Here is a 21304-nt window from a genome sequence, read left to right on the forward strand (position 1 = left end):
CGTTAGTTGCTGCCGCGCACGCGGTCCATGGGGAGCCGGGTGACGGTGTCCCGTGTCACAGGAGCCTCACCGGTGCGCAGGGCTTCCACCTCCGCGTCGCCCAGGGCTCTGTCGTACACCGCCACGTCGTCGACCGACCCGGTGAAGTGGGCGCGGCTGTCCATGCGTTGCCCGATGTGCACGCCGAACGCGGAGTTGCGGCTGACCGAGCCCGGCACGTCCGCGGCGGTGACCTGCTCCCCGTCGAGGAAGAGCGTGAGCCGCCCGTCGCCACGGCGCAGCGCGATGTGGTGCCACGCGCCGTCGTTGTACGCGCCCGTGGTGCGCACGAAGGCGGACCTCGGCGGCGCGGCGCCCTCGCGCGTGGTGATCAGGCCGGTGACGCGGTCGCTCGCCGGCTCGCCGCGCAGCCACACCTGCGGCTGGTTGGTGCCGATGCCGCCCATCCACAGCATCGGCTGCTCACCGCTGGTCGCGGTGTAGCGGAACCACATGGAGGCAGTGAAGTCCTTGGCGCCCAGCGGCAGCTGGCGGCGGAAGGGCAGGCGTACGGCGTCGTCCGCGCCGTCGAGGGAGAGCGCCCCGCCGAAGCGTCCCGGGGTCGCGCGTGCCCCGCCGAGCACGGCCGCGGCGCGGGCACCCGGGGCGTGGTCGCGGGTCGTCGGGTCGGGGCCCCGGCGCGGCTTCAGCCAGTCCTCCGTGAAGCGGGCGAAGCGGATCTCGTCGCGCGCGTCGACCGCGCCGGCCTCGTACAGCAGGCCGGTATGCGAGCCGTCGGCCCGCACCAGGTCGGAGTAGCCGGACCAGTCCGTGGTCACCGTCGTGCCCCGGTCGACGCTGTCCCAGGTGCGGCCGCCGTCGTAGGAGGAACGGATCTGCATCGTGCGGCGCCGGTCGGGGTCGCCGGGGCAGGCGAGCAGCATCCGCTTGCCCGACTGGAGGGTGGAGCACTGCACTTGGGGCGCGTAGATGTCCGGGACCGCCCGGAAGGGAGCGGTGAAGGAGCCGCCGCCGTTCCGGCTGACCGCCTGGGTGCGGTGGCCGAGGTCGGTGCCGTCCTGCTCGCGCCCGCTGACGTGGAGCGCCCCGTCGGGCCGCTCGGTGACGGTCATCTCGGACGGCTTCTGGCGGAACGTGCCGTCGGCGGCGACCGGGTACGAGTCCGTGGCGCCGATCCGCCAGTGGTCGCCGCCGTCGTCGCTGACGACCAGCGCCGCGTGGTTGGCGCTTATCCGGCTGCCGTCCCACGTCTCGGCGTTGACGGCGAGGACGAGCCGTCCCGCGTGCCGGCCGCGGGTCAGCTGGACGCCGTGCACGGGGCCGGTCGCGTACCAGGAGTTCCAGTTCTCCGGCAGGATCTCCTCGCTCAGGTCGCGCGGCGGCGACCAGGTGCGGCCGTCGTCGTCGCTGTACTGGAGGTGGGGCGTGCGGTCGCAGGGGATGTCGCAGTTCTTGCCGTCCGTGCGGCCGGTGTTGAAGGTCTCCGCGAGCAGGATCCGGCCGCTCTCGCGGTCCACGACGGGCGCCGGATTGCCGTGGGTGTCGCCCCCGCCCTCGTTGATGACCTGGAGCGGGCCCCAGGTGCGGCCCCCGTCGTACGAGCGCTTGAGCACCAGGTCTATGTCGCCCGCGTCGCCGCAGTTGTCGACCCGGCCCTCGGCGAAGGCGAGCAGCGTGCCCTTGGTCGTCCTCACGACGGCCGGGATGCGGAAGCAGGCGTACCCCGGGTCCTGGGAGGCCTTGAACAGCACCTGCTCCTCGAACGGCGCCGTCCGTTCGGGCGCCGCCTGCGCCCCGGGAGCGGGCAGCAGGGCGCCGACGGACACGACGGCCGCGGCGGTCAGGGCGGCGGTGGCGGCGCGGAGGGATCCGAGACGTACGCGGAGGCTGGATCTCGATGGGCTCGACGACAGCGACGACATGGTGCGGCCCGCCTTTCGTGGCGACTGCGATGGCGACGGCGACAGCGACTGCTCGACAGCGATACGACTGCGACTGGACATCTGGACATCCCACGTCCTATGTGCGAGTCATAGACGGTACTGAGGGCCACCGCACCTCACAAGAACCATGCGTCGGGGAACCGCGCGTCGCTCACGGCACGAGGACCACCTTCCCGAGATTGCTCCGCCCCTCGATCGCCGCGTGGGCGAGGGCCGCGTCCTCCAGTGCGAACCGCCCGTGCACGGCGGGCCGCAGCTCACCCGCCTCGAACAGGCGCCACAGCTCCCGCCGCCACGTCTCGTACACCGCGGGTCTGCCGCGCGCGATCAGCGCCATCTGGAAGCCGATGACCGACTTGGCGCCGACGAGCAGGTCGTACGCCGCCACGGTGCCGCCGCCCGAGCTGTAGGCCACCAGCCGGCCGTGCGGGGCGAGGGATCCGACGGCGGGTGACAGCAGGTCGCCGCCCACCGCGTCCAGGACGTAGTCGACCGGCTCGCCCCAGTCCTTACGGTCGTACGTGATGACGTCATCGGCGCCGAGCCCGCGCACGAAGCCGGCCTTGTCGGAGTCGGACACGGCGCCCACGACGCGTCCGGCCCCCCGCGCCTTCGCCAGCTGCACGGCAAGATGGCCGACCCCGCTCGCCGCGGCCGTGACGAGCGCGGCCTCACCGGGCGCGGGGCGCGCGGCCTCCAGCGCGCCGAACGCGACGAGCCCTGAGCGGACCAGCGCGACGGCGTCGACCGCGCTCGCCCCGTCCGGGACCGGGGAGGCCATGGTGGTGTGCAGCAGGGCGTAGTCGGCGTATCCGTGCCCGAAGACGAGCCCTGTCACCCGGTCGCCCGGCGCATGGCCGCGGGCGCCCTCGCCGAGCGCGACGACCTTCCCGGCGATCTCGCCGCCGAGCGCGATCGGCTCGCGCTGCTCACGCACTTTGCGGACGACGGGCAGCGTGACGCCGGCGGCCTCGACGCGCACGAGCAGCTCGCCGGGGCCCGGCTCGGGGACGGGGGCCTCCTCCAGGAACAGGACCTCGGGGCCGCCACTTCGTTCGTACCGGACGCGACGCATCCGCACCACCTCCAGAGTGCTCGGGAATCATTGGGAACCCCAACGGTAAACAGGTTTCGTTGGGAAGTCCAATGATTCTTCGCTAGGCTCGGTCCATGCCCACGACGCCGCCCGCCCCCAGCACCATCCGCACCCTCCCCAGCTGGCTGCTCGGCCGCGCGGCCGCCCGCGGCCGGGGCCTCGTCGCCGAAGCGCTTGGGCAGGAGGGGCTGAAGATGTGGCACCACGTGGTGCTCGCCGCCGTCGCGGACCTCGGCCCGGTCGCCCAGGCGGAGCTGGGCCGCAGCGTCCTGCTCGACCCGAAGGACATGGTCGGGGTGCTCAACGACCTCCAGGCAGGCGGCTTCGTCGACCGCGCGCCCGACCCCAAGGACCGCCGCAAGAACGCGATCACGATCACCGCCGAGGGAAAGCGGCTCCTGGCCCGCTGCACCCGCGCCGCCGAGCGGGCCAACGGCGAACTCCTCGCGCCCCTCTCCGCCGACGAGCGGGCACGGTTCCTGGAGATGCTGACCCGGATCTCCGGGGTCACGGAGGACGGCGCGTCCTGAGGCAGGCGGCCCGGTCGGCGCAGGGGGCGCTCCCCGCCGGCCGGGACCGCGCCGCCGTGCGGCGGGCGGCCCCGGGTCAGCCCTGGGCGGCCGCGGCCCGCAGGGCGACGCGGTGCTCGCCCGCGTACACGTTCATGGAGGAGCCGCGCAGGAAACCGATCAGCGTCAGACCGGTCTCGGCGGCCAGGTCGACCGCGAGCGAGGACGGCGCCGAGACCGCGGCGAGCACCGGTATGCCCGCCATCACCGCCTTCTGGGCGAGCTCGAAGGAGGCCCGGCCCGAGACGAGCAGGATCGCGCGCGACAGCGGGAGCCGCCCCTCCTGAAGGGCCCGGCCGACGAGCTTGTCGACGGCGTTGTGCCGCCCCACGTCCTCCCGTACGTCGAGCAGCTCCCCCTCCTCGGAGAAGAGCGCCGCCGCGTGCAGGCCCCCGGTCCTGTCGAAGACCCGCTGCGCCGCGCGCAGCCGGTCGGGCAGGACCGCGAGGAGCTCCACACCGAGCCGCACCGGTGGGGTGTCGGCGATCGGGAAGCGGGCCGTGGTGCGGACGGCGTCCAGGCTCGCCTTGCCGCACAGGCCGCAGGACGAGGTGGTGTAGACGTTGCGCTCCAGCGTGATGTCGGGGATCACGACACCCGGGGCGGTCCTCACGTCGACGACGTTGTACGTGTTGACACCCTCGGCGGTCGCCCCGGCGCAGTACACGATCGACTGGAGCTCGTCGGCCGCGCCGAGCACGCCCTCACTGACCAGGAACCCCGCCGCGAGCGCGAAGTCGTCGCCCGGCGTGCGCATGGTGATGGCGAGCGGCCTGCCGTTCAGCCGGATCTCAAGGGGCTCCTCGGCGACCAGGGTGTCGGGCCGCTCGGAGACGTGCCCGTCCCGGATCCGGATGACCTTGCGTCGCTCCGTGACTCGTCCCATGTCCTGATCAGTCCCGGTTCTGTACGTGCTGGTAGCCGAAGCGGCCCTTGACGCGGAGATTGCCGTGGGTCACCGGATCGTCGTACGAGGAGGTGACCTTCACGATCTCATTGTCCTGCACGCGCAGGGTGAGGTCGCAGCCGGCTCCGCAGTACGCGAGTACGCGCACACGGTCCTCGTCCCGGTCCGCGCCGCCTCGTACCAGGTCGGTCGCTGCGAGAGCGATGGCGTCGGGGGTGGCGGGGTCGACGGTGGCGGTGGCGGTGGCGTGGGTTGGCGCGCAGGTCACCGGGCCCCGCCTCGCGTAGGGTCCGTGCGGCAGATCGCGGTTGGCACGAGGCGCTGCGCCGTGGGGAGTTGACGTGAATGGCCGGTGGTCCGAGGAAGCCGGCGACGGCGAGGCATGCCGGAACCGCCCGAAGCCGCCTACCGCGCCTACGCCGAGCGGGGCGACCGACTGGCCTACGAGCAGCCCTACTTCGCCCGCGGGCTCACGTGACGGCGCTCGCGGCCGAGGCGGTGTCCGACCCGGCGGCGCCGGTCGCCGCCCTGGAGGACGCGCTGCGGGCGGTGTGCGGCGAGACGGCTCGCCCGACCACGGCGCAGGCCGCACCGGCACCACCCGTCCCGGACCGGTCCTCACCGTCGCCTCCGTCGTACGGGAGGGCGTCGAGGTCCGCCTGCCCGCGCCGACGGGCTCGCTCCCGGGCACCGCGTCCGGATGGGCGGCCGGCCTGTCGCGGGGGACGCGCGGTCGCGAACGGAGGCCGCCGGCTCCGGCCGGGCCGAGGCGGCCACCGCCGCCCTGCGCCCCACCTCGACGTCGCCGGGCGGCGGCTTCGCGGAGGCGGGCGTGCTCACCGAGGAGGGGGCCTCGCCGCTCGGCCGGTGGACGGCGATCCCCTGGCTCTGCGCCGCCGGGGCCGACGGCGTGGTCCTCGCGGCGGTCGTGACCCTCACCAAGGCGGCGCCGGCGATCGACGGCCCGACGCCCGCCCTGACCACGCACGAGGACGGCGAGGGCGGTCACCTGGCCGTCATCACCTGGCCCTACGGCACCCGCAGCGACGTCCCCCCGCCACCGCCGGAACAGGCGGGTCAGGTATACGAGGCGGGGACAGCGGTCGAAGAGGGCCGCGCAGCGGCCAATTCCGTGCGCCCCCTTCCCAAGCCGCCGGACGGTTCCTAGCGTTCGGGATCATGAAGCCCCCCGTCGCACCCCCCGGCTGGAGTCGCTGGCTCGTGCCGCCGGCCGCCCTTTCGGTGCACCTCTCCATCGGCCAGGCGTATGCCTGGAGCGTCTTCAAACCGCCCCTCGAATCAGCGCTGCACCTCAGCGGCACCCAGAGCGCGCTGCCCTTCCAGCTCGGCATCGTCATGTTGGGCCTGTCCGCCGCCTTCGGCGGCACGCTCGTCGAGCGCAACGGCCCGCGCTGGGCGATGAGCGTGGCGCTCGTCTGCTTCTCATCGGGCTTCCTGATCGCCGCGCTCGGCGCCGCGATCAGCCAGTACTGGCTGATCGTGTTCGGCTACGGCTTCGTCGGCGGGATCGGCCTCGGCATCGGCTACATCTCGCCCGTCTCCACCCTCATCAAGTGGTTCCCCGACCGCCCGGGCATGGCCACCGGCATCGCGATCATGGGCTTCGGCGGCGGCGCGCTCATCGCCTCGCCGTGGTCGGCGCGGATGCTGGACGCCTTCGGCGCGGACACGGACGGCATCGCGCTCGCCTTCCTCGTGCACGGCCTCACGTACGCCGTCTTCATGGCACTAGGCGTGCTCCTGGTCCGCGTACCGCGTACGGAGGGCGCGCGCCGGCCCGGCGTCCCCGGCGTGCTCGAAGGACCGCAGGTGTCGGCGCGGCAGGCCGTCCGCACCCCGCAGTTCTGGTGCCTGTGGGTGGTCCTGTGCATGAACGTGACCGCGGGCATCGGCATCCTGGAGAAGGCCGCCCCGATGATCACGGACTTCTTCGCGGACACCGCGACCCCCGTCTCGGTCTCCGCCGCGGCCGGCTTCGTCGCCCTGCTCTCAGCCGCCAACATGGCAGGTCGCATCGGCTGGTCCTCGGCCTCCGATCTGATCGGCCGCAAGAACGTCTACCGCGTCTACCTCGGCGTGGGCGCTCTGATGTATCTGCTCATCGCCCGCTTCGGGGACGCATCAAAACCGCTGTTCATCATCTGCGCGCTGGTCATCCTCTCCTTCTATGGAGGCGGCTTCGCGACCGTCCCCGCCTATCTGAAGGACCTCTTCGGCACCTATCAGGTGGGCGCCATCCATGGCCGGCTGCTCACCGCCTGGTCCACGGCGGGCGTCCTCGGGCCGCTGATCGTGAACCGGGTGGCCGACCACCAGGAGGAGGCGGGCCGACACGGGTCCGGGCTCTACGGCCTCTCCTTCGCCATCATGATCGGACTGCTGCTCGTCGGCTTCGTGGCCAACGAACTCGTCCGCCCCGTCCACCCCCGCCACCACATCCCCGCCCCGAGGGAGGCCGGCGATGACCACGCCGCCGAGCACACCACCACGTGACCGCCGCTCACTCACCGTGTTCGCCTGGCTCTGGGTCGGGGTACCGCTCGGCTACGGACTGTATGAACTCGTACACAAGGTCACCCAGCTCTTCAGAGGGTGACCGGCTCATGAGAAGCATCCAAAGGGGGCGCGCCTTTCCTGTTGCTTTACGTGTCCTGTTACCGGTGAGTCGCTGACCACACTGGAGGGTCCCGCATCTCCGGCAACAAGGGGGACCCGTACATGCACGGCTCGCGCATCGCCGCCGTCGGCCACTACCAACCCGCCAAGATCCTCACCAACGAGGATCTGGCGGGCATCGTGGACACGAGCGACGAGTGGATCCGCTCCCGGGTGGGCATCCGCACCCGACACATCGCGGGTCCCGAGGAGCCGGTCGACGAGCTGGCCGCGCACGCCGGCGGCAAGGCCCTGGCCGCCGCGGGCCTGACCCCCGACGCGGTCGACCTGGTCCTGGTCGCCACCTCCACGGCCATCGACCGCTCGCCGAACATGGCCGCCCGCGTGGCGGCCCGGCTCGGCATCCCCTCGCCGGCCGCCATGGACATCAACGTCGTGTGCGCGGGCTTCACGCACGCGCTCGCCACGGCCGACCACACCCTGCGGGCCGGGGCCGCCACCCGCGCCCTGGTCATCGGCGCGGACAAGATGTCCGAGGTCACCGACTGGACGGACCGCACCACCTGCGTGCTGACCGGTGACGGCGCGGGCGCCGCCGTCGTCGAGGCGTGCGGGCCAGGCCAGGAGCCCGGCATCGGCCCCGTGCTGTGGGGCTCGGTGCCCGGGATGGGCAACGCCGTCCGGATCGAGGGCACCCCGCCGCGCTTCGCCCAGGAGGGACAGAGCGTCTACCGCTGGGCGACGACCCAGCTGCCGCCGCTGGCCCGCGCGGCCTGCGAACGCGCCGGGCTCACCCCCGCCGACCTCGCCGGAGTCGTCCTGCACCAGGCCAACCTCCGCATCATCGAGCCGCTCGCCGAGCGCATCGGCGCGGTGAACGCCGTCGTCGCCCGCGATGTCGTCGACTCCGGGAACACCTCGGCGGGCTCCATCCCGATGGCGCTGTCCAAGCTGGTGGAGCGCGGGGAGCTGCGCTCCGGCGACCCTGTGCTGCTGTTCGGCTTCGGCGGCAACCTCTCGTACGCGGGGCAGGTCGTCCGCTGCCCGTGAACGGGGCACGCCCCGCCGTTTGACCGGCTCGCGCCCCGGGCCGCTCAGGGAGCGGATCTACGAGACGCTGCTCGGACTACGGCTGAACACCGAGGGCCGGGTCGATCTGCGGCCCGCCCGGGGCGCGTTCGTGCACGAGCCGACCGAGGAGGAGGCGGACCAACTGCTCACGGCCCGCACCCTCTTGGCGACCGGGGCGAACAGGCCGTGGCGGACGGCGACACCGACGTGGTCGTCCCCCTCGACGCCGCCTGCCACGCCAAGGTGATGGAGTTCGCGGGCGATGGCGTCCCCGCGAGCGGCGCGCCACCGAGATCGTGCGGGCCCACACGGAAACACCCGGCGGACCTACCACCAGCGCGAGCGGGGCTGACCCCGCCCGCGCCACGGCCCGCGGGCCAGGGGCTCACTTGCTCCTGGGCGCCAGCACCGCCTGCGTCTGCGTGGTCTGTCCCGCCAGGCGCCCCTGATCGTCGTACACCTCGGTCTGTACGACGATGAAGGAGCCGCCGACGTGCAGCGGGCGGGCCACGGCGCGGGCCGTCCCGGAGCGCACGGCCCGCAGGAAGTTGGTCTTGGACTCGATCGTCGAGGTGGCCTCACCCTCGGGCAGATTGAGGTACGCGCACACCGCGCCGACCGTGTCCGCGAGGGTCATCAACGCCCCGCCGTGCAGCACGCCGCCCGCCGTGCACAGCTGGGGGGACCACGGCAGGGTGCCCTCCACGCGCTCGGGTCCCGCCTCGTCGAAGGCGATGCCGAGATGGGCGGCGAAGGGGACGGCGGAAAGCAGTTGGGCCCGGAGATCGTTCTGGGGCAAGGTGTCCGACATGGGGTGACCTTCCACTGGGGGGCGTGGCGACCACCATCGTGCGGCACGGCCCCCCGGGGCGTCGATTACCCCGGAGGTAAGCCACCACGGCACCGCCACGGCACGACAGCGACACCGGGAGAAGCACATGAATACGGAGCACCGCGTACGCCCCGCGACCGAGGAGGACGTGCCGACGGCCGTGGACACCCTCGCCCGGGCCTTCGCCGACTACCCCTTCACGCGGTACGTCGTCGCGGCCGACGGCCACGAGGAGCGGATACGCGGCTTCCAGGAACTCTTCCTCACCCGGATCGGCATGGTCTACGGACGCGTCTGGGTCGCGGACGCCGGACGTGCCGTCGCCGTCTGGACCACGCCGGACCAGGACCCGGGGCCCGGTTTCGCCGAGGTCGGCCCGCGGATCGGGGAACTCGCCGGGGACCGCGCCCCCTGGTTCGAGTCGGCCGAGCGCGCCCTGGAGGCACACCGTCCCGAACGCCCGGTGTGGTTCCTCGCCACGGTCGGGGTCGACCCGGCGGCGCAGGGCCAGGGGCTCGGCAGTGCGGTGCTCCGGCCCGGCCTGGAGGCCGCCGACCGCGCGGGGTGCCCGGCGTTCCTGGAGACGTCGAGCGAGCGCAACGTCGCGTTCTACGAGCGGCTCGGCTTCGCCGTCACGGCGGAGGTCGCGCTGCCGGACGACGGCCCGCGCACGTGGTGCATGCTGCGCGAGCCCGCGTAGCCGCGCACGCCCTTCCTCCTCGGTCCGGCGAGTGGGGCGCCCTTTGTCCTGTGACTGGAGAAAGTCGGGGGCATTTTCCGCGCAACTTCTTCCCACACCCGGCACGCGCTGCTACGTTCCCCTCGAAAGCTCGGAAGCCCGATGAGGCGGGGAGGGGCGCGTGAGACGTATGACGGCTCGACCCGCCAACGCGCACCAGGCGCGACTGCTGCGGCTGTTGCGTGACGGCGGGCCCAACTCCCGCGCCCAGCTGGGTGATCAGGTCGACCTCTCGCGGTCCAAACTGGCCGTGGAGGTGGACCGGCTCCTGGAGACCGGGCTCGTGGTCGCCGACGGACTCGCCGCCTCGCGCGGCGGCCGCCGCTCCCACAACATCCGCCTGGCACCGGCGCTGCGCTTCCTCGGCGTGGACATCGGCGCGACCTCGGTCGACGTCGCGGTCACCAACGCCGAGCTGGAGGTCCTCGGCCACATCAACCAGCCCATGGACGTACGCGAGGGCCCGGTCGCGGTCTTCGAGCAAGTCCTCGCCATGGCCGCCAAGTTGCAGGCCTCCGGCCTCGCGGAGGGGTTCGACGGCGCGGGCATCGGCGTCCCCGGGCCCGTCCGCTTCCCCGAAGGCGTCCCGGTCGCCCCGCCGATCATGCCGGGGTGGGACGGCTTTCCCGTCAGGGAGGCCCTCAGCCAGGATCTTGGCTGCCCGGTCATGGTCGACAACGACGTGAACCTCATGGCGATGGGGGAGCAGCACGCGGGCGTCGCACGCTCCGTCGGCGACTTCCTCTGCGTCAAGATCGGCACCGGCATCGGCTGCGGCATCGTCGTCGGCGGCGAGGTCCACCGCGGTACGACGGGCAGCGCCGGCGACATCGGCCACATCCAGGCGGAGCCGGACGGACGCCCCTGCGCCTGCGGCAACAGGGGTTGCCTGGAGGCCTACTTCAGTGGCGCGGCGCTCGCCCGCGACGCCGAGGAGGCGGCCACCCAGGGGCGTTCGGCGGAGCTCGCCGCGCGGCTCGACGAGGCGGGGCGCCTGAGCGCCGTCGACGTCGCGGCGGCCGCCGCCGCGGGCGACGCCGCCGCGCTCGACCTCATCCGCGAGGGCGGCAACCGCACCGGCCAGGTCCTCGCCGCCCTCGTCAGCTTCTTCAACCCCGGCCTCGTGGTGATCGGCGGCGGTGTGACCGGGCTCGGCCACACCCTGCTCGCCGCGATCCGCACCCAGGTCTACCGCCAGTCCCTGCCGCTGGCGACCGGCAACCTTCCCATCGTGCTCGGCGAACTCGGCCCCACCGCCGGAGTCATCGGCGGCGCCCGGCTCATCAGCGACCACCTGTTCTCGCCGGCCTGACCGGCACGTACAGCACCTCACCCAGCACCGCACCCCGTACCTCACCCAGCACCGCACCCAGCACAGCGCACTGCTCTGCCCTGCCTGCTCTGCCCTGCCCTGCCCTGAGACCGGCACGTACGCACCCGCCTGGGGGAACCGTCATGGCACCAGAACCACCGCTGCTCACCATGTCCGGCATCACCAAGTCGTTCCCCGGCGTCCGTGCCCTCGACGGCGTCGACCTCCAGGTCCAGGCCGGGGAAGTGCACTGCCTCCTCGGCCAGAACGGCGCCGGGAAGTCCACGCTCATCAAGGTCCTCGCCGGCGCCCACCAGCCCGACGGCGGCGAGATCCGCTGGCGCGGCGAGCGCACCGCCCTGCGCTCGCCCATCACGGCCATGCGGCTCGGCATCGCCACCATCTACCAGGAACTCGACCTGGTGGAGGGCCTGTCCGTCGCCGAGAACGTCCACCTCGGACACGAGCCGACCGCCGCCGGGTTCGTGGTGCGCGGCCGGGAGGCCAAGGCGTCGACGGCCGCCCTGCTCAAGCGACTCGGGCACGCCGAGATAGACCCGGGGCGGCTCGTCGGCGAACTCTCCGCCGCGCAGCGGCAGATCGTCTCGATGGCCCGCGCGCTCTCCCACGAGGTGCGCCTCATCGTCATGGACGAGCCGTCCGCGGCCCTCGACCCCGACGAGGTGGACAACCTCTTCCGCATCGTCGGCGACCTCACCGGGGACGGCGTCGCCGTCGTCTACATCTCGCACCGCCTGGAGGAGATCCGCCGCATCGGCGACCGCGTCACCGTCCTCAAGGACGGGCGTGCCGTCGCGGGCGGCCTGCCCGCGAAGTCCACGCCGACCAAGGACGTCGTGGCGCTCATGACCGGACGCAACGTCGAGTACGTCTTCCCCGACCGCCCCACGCAACGGCACGCACACCAGCCGGTGTTGACGACCCGCGGCCTCACCCGGCACGGCGAGTTCGCACCCCTCGACCTCGACCTGCGCCCCGGCGAGATCGTCGGCCTCGCCGGACTCGTCGGCTCCGGACGCTCCGAGATCCTGGAGACGATCTACGGCGCCCGCAAGCCGAGCGCCGGCCACGTGAGCGTCGACGGACGGCCGCTGCGGCCCGGCAGCGTCCGCGCCGCCGTCCGCGCGGGCCTCGGCCTCGCCCCCGAGGAGCGCAAGGCACAGGCCCTGCTCATGCTGGAGTCCGTCACCCGCAACGTATCGGTCTCCTCCATGTCCCGCTTCTCGCGCGGCGGCTGGCTCGACAGGGGCGCCGAGCGGGAGGCCGCCCGCGCCGCCACCCGCGAGCTGTCGCTCCGCCCCGACCAGCCGTCCGCCCCGGTGCGCACCCTCTCCGGCGGCAACCAGCAGAAGGCGGTCCTCGCCCGCTGGCTGCTGCGCGGCTGCCGCGTCCTGCTGCTGGACGAGCCCACCCGCGGCGTGGACGTCGGCGCCCGCGCCGAGCTGTACGCGGTGATCCGCCGCCTCGCCGACGAAGGCCTCGCCGTGCTCCTCGTCTCCAGCGAGGTGCCCGAGGTGCTCGGCCTCGCCGACCGCGTCCTGGTGCTCCGCGAAGGCCGCGTCGTCCACACCGCGCCCGCCCGGGACCTCGACGAACACCGCGTACTCGACCTCGTCCTCGAAGGGAGCCCGGCGTCATGACCCAGCCCGCCCCGGCGGCCGAGGCCGCCGACCGCAAGCCCGCACCGGCCGACGACGGCGGCAGCCCGTGGCGCGCCACGCTCGCCCGCGCCGACGTGCGCACCCTGTCGCTGCTCGGCGTGCTCGCCGCGCTGATCGTGATCGGCGGCATCACCCAGCCCGACTCCTTCCTGGACGGCGACAACGTCCAGCTGATCCTCACCCAGGCGTCCGTCATCGGCGTCGTCACCGTCGGCATGACCTTCGTGATCATCTCCGGCGGCATCGACCTGTCGGTCGGCGCGATCGTCGCGCTGGCCTCGGTATGGGCGACGACCGTCGCCACCCAGGAGTACGGCTTCGCGGGCATCCTCTTCACCGCCGTCGTCGTCGGCATGGGATGCGGCCTGGTCAACGGCCTGCTCATCGCGTACGGCGGCATGGTGCCGTTCATCGCCACCCTCGCCATGCTGGCGGCGGGCCGCGGACTCGCCCTCCAGATCACCGACGGCAAGACCCAGATGGTCACCGTGGACGGGGTGCTGAAGCTTGGCGAGCGCGACTCCTACGTCCTCGGCATCCCACCGCTCGTCCTGGTCTTCGCCGCCGTCACCGTCGTCGGCTGGCTGCTGCTCAACCGCACCACGTTCGGCCGCCGCTCCGTCGCGGTCGGCGGCAACGCGGAAGCGGCGCGCCTCGCCGGCATCGACGTACGCAGGCAGCGGCTGTATCTGTACCTGCTCTCGGGCCTGTGCTGCGGCATCGCGGCGTTCCTGCTGATCATCCTCTCCGGTTCGGGACAGAACACCAACGGCAATCTGTACGAACTCGACGCCATCGCCGCGGCGATCATCGGCGGCACCCTGCTCAGCGGTGGCCGCGGCACCATCACCGGCTCCGTGCTCGGTGTGCTGATCTTCACCACGATCACCAACATCTTCGCGCTCAACAACCTGGAGACCGCGACCCAGCAGATCGCCAAGGGCGCGATCATCGTCGCCGCGGTCCTGGTCCAACGACGCACGGCCCACACTTCCTGAGCTGAGGGGTTCACCCATGCCAACGAACGCGAGCCGCAGAGGGCTCCTCTTCGGAGCCGCAGCCCTGTCCACCGGAGCCCTGATGACGGGGTGCACCAGCAACGAACCGAAGGACGAGGGCGACGACGCCAAGGACCAGCCGGTCGCCGACGACAAGCCGGGCAAGAAGGTCACCATCGGCTTCGCGGGCCCACAGGCCGACCACGGCTGGCTCAACGCCATCAACGACAACGCCAGGCGGCGGGCGGAGAAGTACTCCGACGTCACCCTGGAGGCCACCGAGGGCTCCAACGACACCGCCGCCCAGATCGGCCAGGTCGAGACGCTCATCAACAAGAAGGTCGACGTCCTGGTGATCCTGCCGGCCGACGGCAAGGCGCTCACCCAGGTCGGACTGAAGGCGATGAAGGCGAACATCCCTGTCGTCAACCTCGACCGCGTCTTCGCCTCCCCGCAGGCCTACCGCTGCTGGATCGGCGGCGACAACTACGGCATGGGCCTGAGCGCCGGCCACTACATCGGCGAGAAGCTCAAGGACAAGAAGAACGCGCGCGTGGTGGAGCTGGCCGGGCTCGACAACCTCGAACTGACCAAGCAGCGCACCAAGGGCTTCGACGACGCCCTCAAGAATTACCCGAACATCAAGAAGGTCGCCCGCCAGGCCGCCGAGTTCACCGTCGAGTCGGGGCAGTCGAAGATGTCCCAGCTCCTCCAGGCGCAGAAGAACTTCGACGCGCTGTGGAACCACGACGACGACCAGGGCGTGGGCGCCCTGCGCGCGATCAAGCAGGCGGGCCGCGACGACTTCATGATGGTCGGCGGCGCGGGCGCGCTCTCCGCCTTCCAGGCCATCGAGGCGGACAACAGCGTCCTGAAGGCCACCGTCCTCTATCCGCCCACCATGGCCGCGTCCGCGATCGACCTCGCGCGCGCCCTCGGCCAGGGCAAGGGCGTCAGCGGCATGGCCGAATTCGAGATCCCGGCCTTCATCACGCTGTACTCGGCGGTCGTCGACAAGGAGAACGTCGGTCAGTACATGTCCACCGGCTTCAAGTGATGCGCGCGTCCGCACCCCCCACAGAGCGTCGACGAGGAGGAGTACCGCATGCGTGAGACGGGACCCGATGCCGGGGCCGATGCCGGAAGCGCGGGGAAGAGGCCGGTGGGGGTGGGCATGGTCGGCTACGCGTTCATGGGCGCCGCCCACTCCCAGGGCTGGCGCACCGTGGGGCGCGTCTTCGACCTGCCGGTCGAGCCGGTGCTCGCGGCCGTCTGCGGCCGTGACGGGGGCGCCGTGCGCGCCGCTGCCGACCGGCTCGGCTGGGCCGCCGCCGAGACCGACTGGCGGGCCCTGATCGCGCGGGACGACGTCGACCTCGTCGACATCTGCACCCCCGGCGACAGCCATGCGGAGATCGCCGTCGCCGCCCTGGAGGCGGGCAAGCACGTGCTGTGCGAGAAGCCGCTCGCCAACACCGTCGAGGAGGCCGAGGCCATGGCCGAGGCGGCCGAACGGGCCCGCGCCCGGGGGCAGGTGTCCATGGTCGGCTTCAACTACCGCCGGGTGCCCGCGCTCGCGCTCGCCCGCCGGATGGTCGCCGAGGGGAGGCTCGGGCCACTGCGGCACGTGCGCCTGACGTACCTTCAGGACTGGCTGGTGGATGCCGAGTTCCCGCTGACATGGCGGCTGATCAAGGAGCACGCCGGCTCCGGCGCGCTCGGGGACCTGGGGGCGCACATCGTCGACCTCGCGCAGTACCTGGTGGGGGAGCAGGTGGCGGGGGTCTCCGCGCTCACCGAGACCTTCGTCAGGGAACGGCCGCTGCTGGAGGGCGCCTCCAGCGGGCTCACCGCGGCGGGCGGAGCGCGGCGCGGCGCCGTCACGGTGGACGACGCGGCCGTCTTCACCGGCCGCTTCCCCAACGGGGCGCTGGCCTCCTTCGAGGCGACGCGCTTCGCGGCGGGCCGCAAGAACGCGCTGCGGCTCGAACTCAACGGCTCTGACGGCTCGTTGGCCTTCGACCTGGAGCGCCTGAACGAACTGTCCTTCCACGACCACACCGAGCCCGCCGCGTCCTCCGGCTTCCGCAGGATCCTGGTGACCGAGCCCGAGCATCCGTATCTGGCGGCCTGGTGGCCGCCGGGGCACGGACTCGGCTACGAGCACACCTTCGTGCACCAGGCCCGCGACCTGCTGCACGCCATCGCCACCGGGACGCGGCCCGAACCCTCCTTCGCCGACGGGCTCTCCGTGCAGCGGGTGCTCGCGGCGGTGGAGGAGAGCGCGGCGAAGAACTCCGTGTACACGCCGGTGACGGCGTGAGCCGTCGCGCCGATCCCCGCCCGAGTATCCACGCCCTTGCTTGAGGAGGCCCGGACATGCCCCGTAGCTTCACGCTCTTCACCGGCCAGTGGGCCGACCTGCCGCTCGAAGAGGTCTGCCGGCTCGCCCGCGAATTCGGCTACGACGGCCTCGAACTCGCCTGCTGGGGCGACCACTTCGAGGTCGACAAAGCGCTCGCCGACCCGTCCTATCTGGACGGTCGGCACGCCCTGCTCGACAAGTACGGCCTGAAGTGCTGGGCCATCTCCAACCACCTGGTCGGCCAGGCCGTCTGTGACGCGATCATCGACGAGCGGCACCGCGCGATCCTGCCCGCCCGGATCTGGGGCGACGGCGAGGCGGAGGGCGTGCGGCAGCGGGCCGCCGCAGAGATCAAGGACACGGCACGGGCCGCCGCCGCCTTCGGCGTGGACACCGTTGTCGGCTTCACCGGCTCGGCGATCTGGCATCTGGTCGCGATGTTCCCGCCGGTCCCCGAGTCCATGATCGAGCGCGGGTACGAGGACTTCGCCGAGCGCTGGAACCCGATCCTGGACGTCTTCGACGAGCACGGCGTGCGGTTCGCCCACGAGGTGCATCCGTCCGAGATCGCGTACGACTACTGGACGACGCACAAGGCGTTGGAGGCCGTCGGCCGCCGCCCGGCCTTCGGCCTCAACTTCGACCCCTCGCATTTCGTCTGGCAGGACCTCGACCCGGTGGGCTTCCTCTACGACTTCCGCGACCGCGTCTACCACGTCGACTGCAAGGAGGCCCGGCGCCGCCTGGACGGCCGCAACGGCCGCCTGGGTTCGCACCTGCCGTGGGGTGACCCGCGGCGCGGCTGGGACTTCGTGTCGGCGGGCCACGGGGACGTCCCCTGGGAGGACGTCTTCCGCATGCTCGGCTCCATCGCGTACGAGGGGCCGGTCTCGGTGGAGTGGGAGGACGCCGGCATGGACCGCCTCCAGGGCGCCCCGGAGGCCCTCGCTCGTTTGAAGGCGTACGACTTCGAGGCACCGACCGCCTCGTTCGACGCCGCGTTCGGCGGCTCCGACTAGCCGTCGCCGCACCATGTTTGTCCAGTGACGGGAAAAAGCTGAACTTCAATGCTGCGTAAGGGCTTTCCGCCCGGGACAAACGTGGCTACCGTCCCTGATGTGTACAGGACATGAAGGTCCGGGGTGACGGCGCACCCCGGCGCACGGCGCAGACACCCGCGTACGACTGTCCCCTCCGGAGGAACCCCGTGCACAGGAAACGCCCAAGACTTCGCCACCAGGCCCTCGCCCTGCTCACCGGCGCGCTGCTCACCGGTGCCTCGCTGACCCTCGCCGCACCGACGGCCGGGGCCGTCCCCGCCGACCCGCCCGCGACGGCCGCGCCCGCCGCCGAGGACTTCCAGCAGGTCACCCTCGCCAAGGGCGAGCCGGAGGTCGGCGAGCCCATGACGCTCTCCGTGCTCCCCGACCGCTCGGTCCTGCACACCTCCCGCGACGGCACGCTGCGTCTGACCGACGCGGCGGGCAATACCAAGATCGCGGGCAAGATACCGGTCTACACGCACGACGAAGAAGGCCTCCAAGGCGTCGCCATCGACCCGAAGTTCAGCGAGAACCGCGCGATCTTCCTCTACTACGCGCCTCCGCTCGACACCCCGGCCGGCGACGCCCCGGAGAACGGCACGGCCGAGGACTTCAAGAAGTTCGACGGCGTCAACCGGCTCTCCCGCTTCGTCCTGAAGGCCGACGGCACCCTGGACACCGCCAGCGAGAAGAAGGTTCTCGACGTCCCCGCCAGCCGCGGCATCTGCTGCCACGTCGGCGGCGACATCGACTTCGACAAGGCCGGCAACCTCTACCTCTCGACGGGCGACGACTCCAACCCCTTCGCCTCGGACGGCTTCACGCCCATCGACGAACGCGCGGGCCGCAACCCCGCCTACGACGCCCGGCGCGGCGCCGGCAACACCAACGACCTGCGCGGCAAGATCCTGCGCATCAAGGTCGCCGACGACGGCTCGTACACGGTCCCTGACGGCAACCTCTTCCCCAAGGGCACCGAGAAGACCCGTCCCGAGATCTACGCGATGGGCTTCCGCAACCCCTTCCGGATGAGCGTCGACAAGCCGACCGGCGTGGTCTACGTCGGCGACTACGGGCCCGACGCGGGCGCGGCCGACCCCAAGCGCGGTCCCGCCGGGCAGGTCGAGTTCGCCCGCGTGACCAAGCCGGGCAACTTCGGCTGGCCGTTCTGCACCGGCAAGAACGACGCCTACGTCGACTACGACTTCGCCACCGGCACCTCGGGCGCGCCCTTCGACTGCGCCAATCCGAAGAACGACTCGCCGTACAACACCGGCCTCACCGACCTGCCGGCCGCCCAGGAGGCATGGATCCCGTACGACGGCGGTTCCGTCCCGGAGCTCGGCTCCGGTTCCGAGTCCCCGATGGCCGGTCCCGTCTACCGCTACGACGGGGCGAACGACTCCCCGGTGAAGTTCCCCGAGGCGTACGACGGCGACTTCTTCGCGGGCGAGTTCGGCCGGCGCTGGATCAAGCGCATCGAACAGGGTGCGGACGGCGCGGTCTCGAAGATCAACCCGTTCCCGTGGACGGGCACCCAGGTGATGGACATGGAGTTCGGCCCCGACGGCGCGCTCTACGTCCTGGACTACGGCACGGCCTGGTTCGGCGGCGACGAGAACTCCGGTCTCTTCCGCATCGAGAACGCCACGACAGGGCACTCGCCGGTCGCCGAGGCGAGCGCGTCGGTGACCAGCGGCCAGGCCCCGCTGCGCACCAAGTTCACGGCCAAGGCCACGGACGCCGACGGCGGCACGCTGACCTACGCCTGGGACTTTGGCGACGGCGGCAAGACGACCCAGCAGAACCCCACGTACACGTACAAGAAGAACGGCGTCTACACCGCCACCGTGACCGTCAAGGACTCCACCGGCCGCACCGGCTCGGCCAGCGCGCACATCACCGTCGGCAACACCGCGCCCAAGGTCACCCTCGAACTGCCAGGCGACGGTCAGCTGTTCACCTTCGGCGACAAGGTGCCCTTCAAGGTGAAGGTGACCGACCCCGAAGACGGCGCCGCGGGACCCATCGACTGCTCGAAGGTCAAGGTCACCCACATCCTGGGCCATGACAGCCACGGCCACCCGGTCACCTCGGCCAACGGCTGCTCGGGCACCATCCAGACGTCAGCGGACGGCGAGCACGACCCGAACGCCAACATCTTCGGGGTCTTCGACGCCGAGTACACCGACAGGGGCGCGAACGGCCAGCCCGCGCTGACCACCCACGACCAGAACGTCGTCCAGCCCAAGCACCGCCAGGGCGAGCACTACGGCGACTCCAAGGGCGTCTCCGTGATCAACCACACCCCGGCGCACGGCGGGAAGACCGTCGGCGACATCCACAACGGCGACTGGATCTCCTTCAAGCCGTACATCCTCGGCAACGCCACCAAGCTGACCGCGCGGATCGCCTCCGCCGGGTCCGGTGGCACCCTGGAGGTCCGCAGCGGATCGGTGAGCGGCAGGCTGCTCGGCACCGCGAAGGTCGAGTCGACCGGCTCGTGGGAGACGTACAAGGACGTCAGCACGGCGATCACCAAGGCGCCGTCGAAGACCACGACGCTCTACCTGGTCTTCAAGGGCACGGGCACCGGGGCGCTCTACGACGTGGACGACTTCACGTTCACGACCAGGTCCACGGCCGGCGGGAAGAGGTGAGCGCGATGCGTGGACGAGCGCGGCTCCTCACCGCGACGGCGGCGGCCGCCCTGCTCATCGGGTGCGTCGCGGGCACGGCGTCCTCCGAGCCGGGCCCGGGTACGGGTGCCGGTGTGGGCGGGGACGCGGGTGCGGGTACGGGCAAGGACGGTGAGCGCGTCCTGGTCTTCTCCAAGACGGCGGGTTTCCGGCACGACTCGATCCCGGCCGGGGTGGCGGCCGTCAGGGAACTCGGCGCTGAGGGCGGCTTCACCGTCGACGCGACCGAGGACGCGGGCGCCTTCACCGCCGCCAACCTCGCCCGGTACGACGCCGTGGTCTGGATGTCGACCACCGGGGACGTCCTCAACGGGGAGCAACAGCGGGCGTTCGAGGGCTATATCCGCGGCGGCGGCGCCTACGTCGGCGTGCACGCCGCCGCCGACACCGAGTACGACTGGCCCTTCTACGCGGGCCTCGCGGGCGCGTACTTCCAGTCGCACCCCGCGATCCAGAAGGCGCGGGTCCATGTGGAGGACCACGCGCACCCGGCCACGTCCCACCTGGGCGCCGGGGCCTGGGAGCGCACCGACGAGTGGTACAACTACCGCTCCAATCCGCGCGAGCGGGCCCGGGTCCTCGCCTCGCTCGACGAGTCGTCGTACGCGGGCGGCACGATGTCGGGCGACCACCCCATCGCCTGGTGCCAGAGCGACTACCACGGAGGCCGCTCCTTCTACACGGGCGGCGGTCACACCAAGGAGTCGTACGCCGAACCGGAGTTCCGCCGACACCTGCTCGGCGGCATCCGCTGGGCGGTCGGCGCCGCGCAGGCCGACTGCCGTCCCGAGAAGGGCTACACGTCGATCTTCGACGGCACGGCGGCGTCCCTGCCGGGCTGGAAACAGGCCGGTCCGGGATCCTTCGCCCTGAACGAGGACGACGGAACGCTCACCACCGTCGGCGGCATGGGCATGCTCTGGTACGAGCGGCGCCAGCTCGGCGCGTACTCACTCAAGCTCGACTGGCGGATGCGCGGCGACGACAACTCCGGGATCTTCGTCGGCTTCCCGGCATCCGACGATCCCTGGTCGGCCGTGAACAACGGCTACGAGATCCAGATCGACGCCACGGACGTCCCCGCGAAGACCACGGGCTCCGTCTACGGCTTCAAGTCCGCCGACCTGAAGAAGCGCGACAAGGCGCTGAATCCGCCGGGGGAGTGGAACACCTACGAGATCCGCGTCGAGGGCGAACGCCTTCGCGTCTACCTCAACGGCGTGAAGATCAACGATTTCACCAACACCGATCCGGCGCGGAGCCTGCGCCAAGGGCATATCGGCATCCAGAACCACGGCGATGCCGATGAGGTCTCCTTCCGGGACATCCGGGTGAAGGACCTGCCCGCGGCGTGACCGGGCGCCGGTCACTGGACGGCGGCGGGCGGAGGACGCCGGACCTCCGCTCGCCG

Annotated in this window: 18 protein-coding genes and 1 pseudogene; 14 read left to right on the forward strand and 5 right to left on the reverse strand. The window is 71.9% G+C overall.

Going from position 1 to position 21304, the window contains the following annotated elements:
• Positions 1-2: 2 nt before the first annotated feature.
• On the reverse strand, positions 3-1922 hold the full coding sequence (locus ACF062_RS11250; RefSeq protein WP_392137472.1) for an exo-alpha-sialidase: 1920 nt from the start codon (positions 1920-1922) through the stop codon (positions 3-5).
• Positions 1923-2094: 172 nt separating this feature from the next.
• Positions 2095-3018 (reverse strand): zinc-binding alcohol dehydrogenase family protein, encoded by a 924-nt coding sequence (locus tag ACF062_RS11255; RefSeq protein WP_392137473.1) that lies wholly within the window; start codon positions 3016-3018, stop codon positions 2095-2097.
• Between the two features lie 95 nt (positions 3019-3113).
• On the opposite strand from ACF062_RS11255, the gene ACF062_RS11260 reads away from it, so the two are divergent.
• Positions 3114-3569, forward strand: a complete 456-nt coding sequence (locus ACF062_RS11260) for a MarR family winged helix-turn-helix transcriptional regulator (RefSeq protein ID WP_392137474.1) — start codon at positions 3114-3116, stop codon at positions 3567-3569.
• 76 nt (positions 3570-3645) lie between these two features.
• Here ACF062_RS11260 and fdhD read toward each other — a convergent pair whose 3' ends face one another.
• A complete protein-coding gene (fdhD, locus tag ACF062_RS11265) occupies positions 3646-4494 on the reverse strand; it encodes a formate dehydrogenase accessory sulfurtransferase FdhD (RefSeq protein ID WP_392137475.1) in 849 nt (282 codons plus the stop codon).
• Between the two features lie 7 nt (positions 4495-4501).
• Positions 4502-4698: pseudogene (locus tag ACF062_RS11270) on the reverse strand (Fe-S-binding domain-containing protein); the annotation flags it as partial.
• A gap of 517 nt (positions 4699-5215) precedes the next feature.
• Here ACF062_RS11270 and ACF062_RS11275 point away from each other — a divergent pair.
• The 4 genes from ACF062_RS11275 to ACF062_RS11290 all read left to right on the forward strand — a co-directional run bounded on the left by ACF062_RS11275 (position 5216) and on the right by ACF062_RS11290 (position 8470).
• Entirely contained in the window at positions 5216-5683 is a 468-nt protein-coding gene (locus ACF062_RS11275; RefSeq protein ID WP_392137476.1) for a hypothetical protein, read from the forward strand.
• 11 nt (positions 5684-5694) lie between these two features.
• Positions 5695-7029: an OFA family MFS transporter gene (locus ACF062_RS11280; protein ID WP_392137477.1), complete on the forward strand. Its 1335-nt coding sequence runs from the start codon at positions 5695-5697 to the stop codon at positions 7027-7029.
• 225 nt (positions 7030-7254) lie between these two features.
• Complete coding sequence (locus ACF062_RS11285; protein WP_392137478.1) at positions 7255-8202, forward strand: beta-ketoacyl-ACP synthase III; 948 nt, start codon at positions 7255-7257, stop codon at positions 8200-8202.
• 19 nt (positions 8203-8221) lie between these two features.
• The gene (locus ACF062_RS11290; RefSeq protein ID WP_392137479.1) at positions 8222-8470 is read left to right on the forward strand and encodes a hypothetical protein; all 249 of its coding nucleotides are present in this window, start codon (positions 8222-8224) and stop codon (positions 8468-8470) included.
• A 138-nt stretch (positions 8471-8608) separates the two neighbouring features.
• Here ACF062_RS11290 and ACF062_RS11295 read toward each other — a convergent pair whose 3' ends face one another.
• Positions 8609-9034, reverse strand: coding sequence for a PaaI family thioesterase (locus ACF062_RS11295; protein WP_392137480.1), 426 nt, complete (start codon positions 9032-9034; stop codon positions 8609-8611).
• Positions 9035-9161: 127 nt separating this feature from the next.
• Between ACF062_RS11295 and ACF062_RS11300 the strand changes: the two genes are divergently transcribed.
• The 9 genes from ACF062_RS11300 to ACF062_RS11340 all read left to right on the forward strand — a co-directional run bounded on the left by ACF062_RS11300 (position 9162) and on the right by ACF062_RS11340 (position 21248).
• Entirely contained in the window at positions 9162-9755 is a 594-nt protein-coding gene (locus ACF062_RS11300; RefSeq protein ID WP_392137481.1) for a GNAT family N-acetyltransferase, read from the forward strand.
• Positions 9756-9924: 169 nt separating this feature from the next.
• Positions 9925-11106 (forward strand): ROK family protein, encoded by a 1182-nt coding sequence (locus ACF062_RS11305; protein ID WP_392137482.1) that lies wholly within the window; start codon positions 9925-9927, stop codon positions 11104-11106.
• Between the two features lie 143 nt (positions 11107-11249).
• The gene (locus tag ACF062_RS11310; protein WP_392137483.1) at positions 11250-12767 is read left to right on the forward strand and encodes a sugar ABC transporter ATP-binding protein; all 1518 of its coding nucleotides are present in this window, start codon (positions 11250-11252) and stop codon (positions 12765-12767) included.
• Positions 12764-13786: an ABC transporter permease gene (locus ACF062_RS11315; protein WP_392137484.1), complete on the forward strand. Its 1023-nt coding sequence runs from the start codon at positions 12764-12766 to the stop codon at positions 13784-13786. The genes ACF062_RS11310 and ACF062_RS11315 overlap by 4 nt, the downstream gene beginning before the upstream one ends.
• 16 nt (positions 13787-13802) lie before the next feature.
• A complete protein-coding gene (locus ACF062_RS11320; protein WP_392137485.1) occupies positions 13803-14843 on the forward strand; it encodes a substrate-binding domain-containing protein in 1041 nt (346 codons plus the stop codon).
• A 48-nt stretch (positions 14844-14891) separates the two neighbouring features.
• Positions 14892-16109 (forward strand): Gfo/Idh/MocA family protein, encoded by a 1218-nt coding sequence (locus ACF062_RS11325; RefSeq protein WP_392137486.1) that lies wholly within the window; start codon positions 14892-14894, stop codon positions 16107-16109.
• A gap of 56 nt (positions 16110-16165) precedes the next feature.
• Complete coding sequence (locus tag ACF062_RS11330; RefSeq protein ID WP_392137487.1) at positions 16166-17170, forward strand: sugar phosphate isomerase/epimerase family protein; 1005 nt, start codon at positions 16166-16168, stop codon at positions 17168-17170.
• A 188-nt stretch (positions 17171-17358) separates the two neighbouring features.
• Positions 17359-19854 carry a PQQ-dependent sugar dehydrogenase gene (locus ACF062_RS11335; RefSeq protein ID WP_392137488.1) on the forward strand — a complete coding sequence of 832 codons (2496 nt, stop codon included), beginning with the start codon at positions 17359-17361 and terminating at the stop codon, positions 19852-19854.
• Positions 19855-19859: 5 nt separating this feature from the next.
• The gene (locus ACF062_RS11340) at positions 19860-21248 is read left to right on the forward strand and encodes a ThuA domain-containing protein (protein WP_392137489.1); all 1389 of its coding nucleotides are present in this window, start codon (positions 19860-19862) and stop codon (positions 21246-21248) included.
• Positions 21249-21304 lie beyond the last annotated feature (56 nt).

The organism is Streptomyces sp. NPDC015345 (assembly GCF_043078805.1).
In the GTDB taxonomy this organism is placed as follows: Bacteria; Actinomycetota; Actinomycetes; order Streptomycetales; family Streptomycetaceae; genus Streptomyces.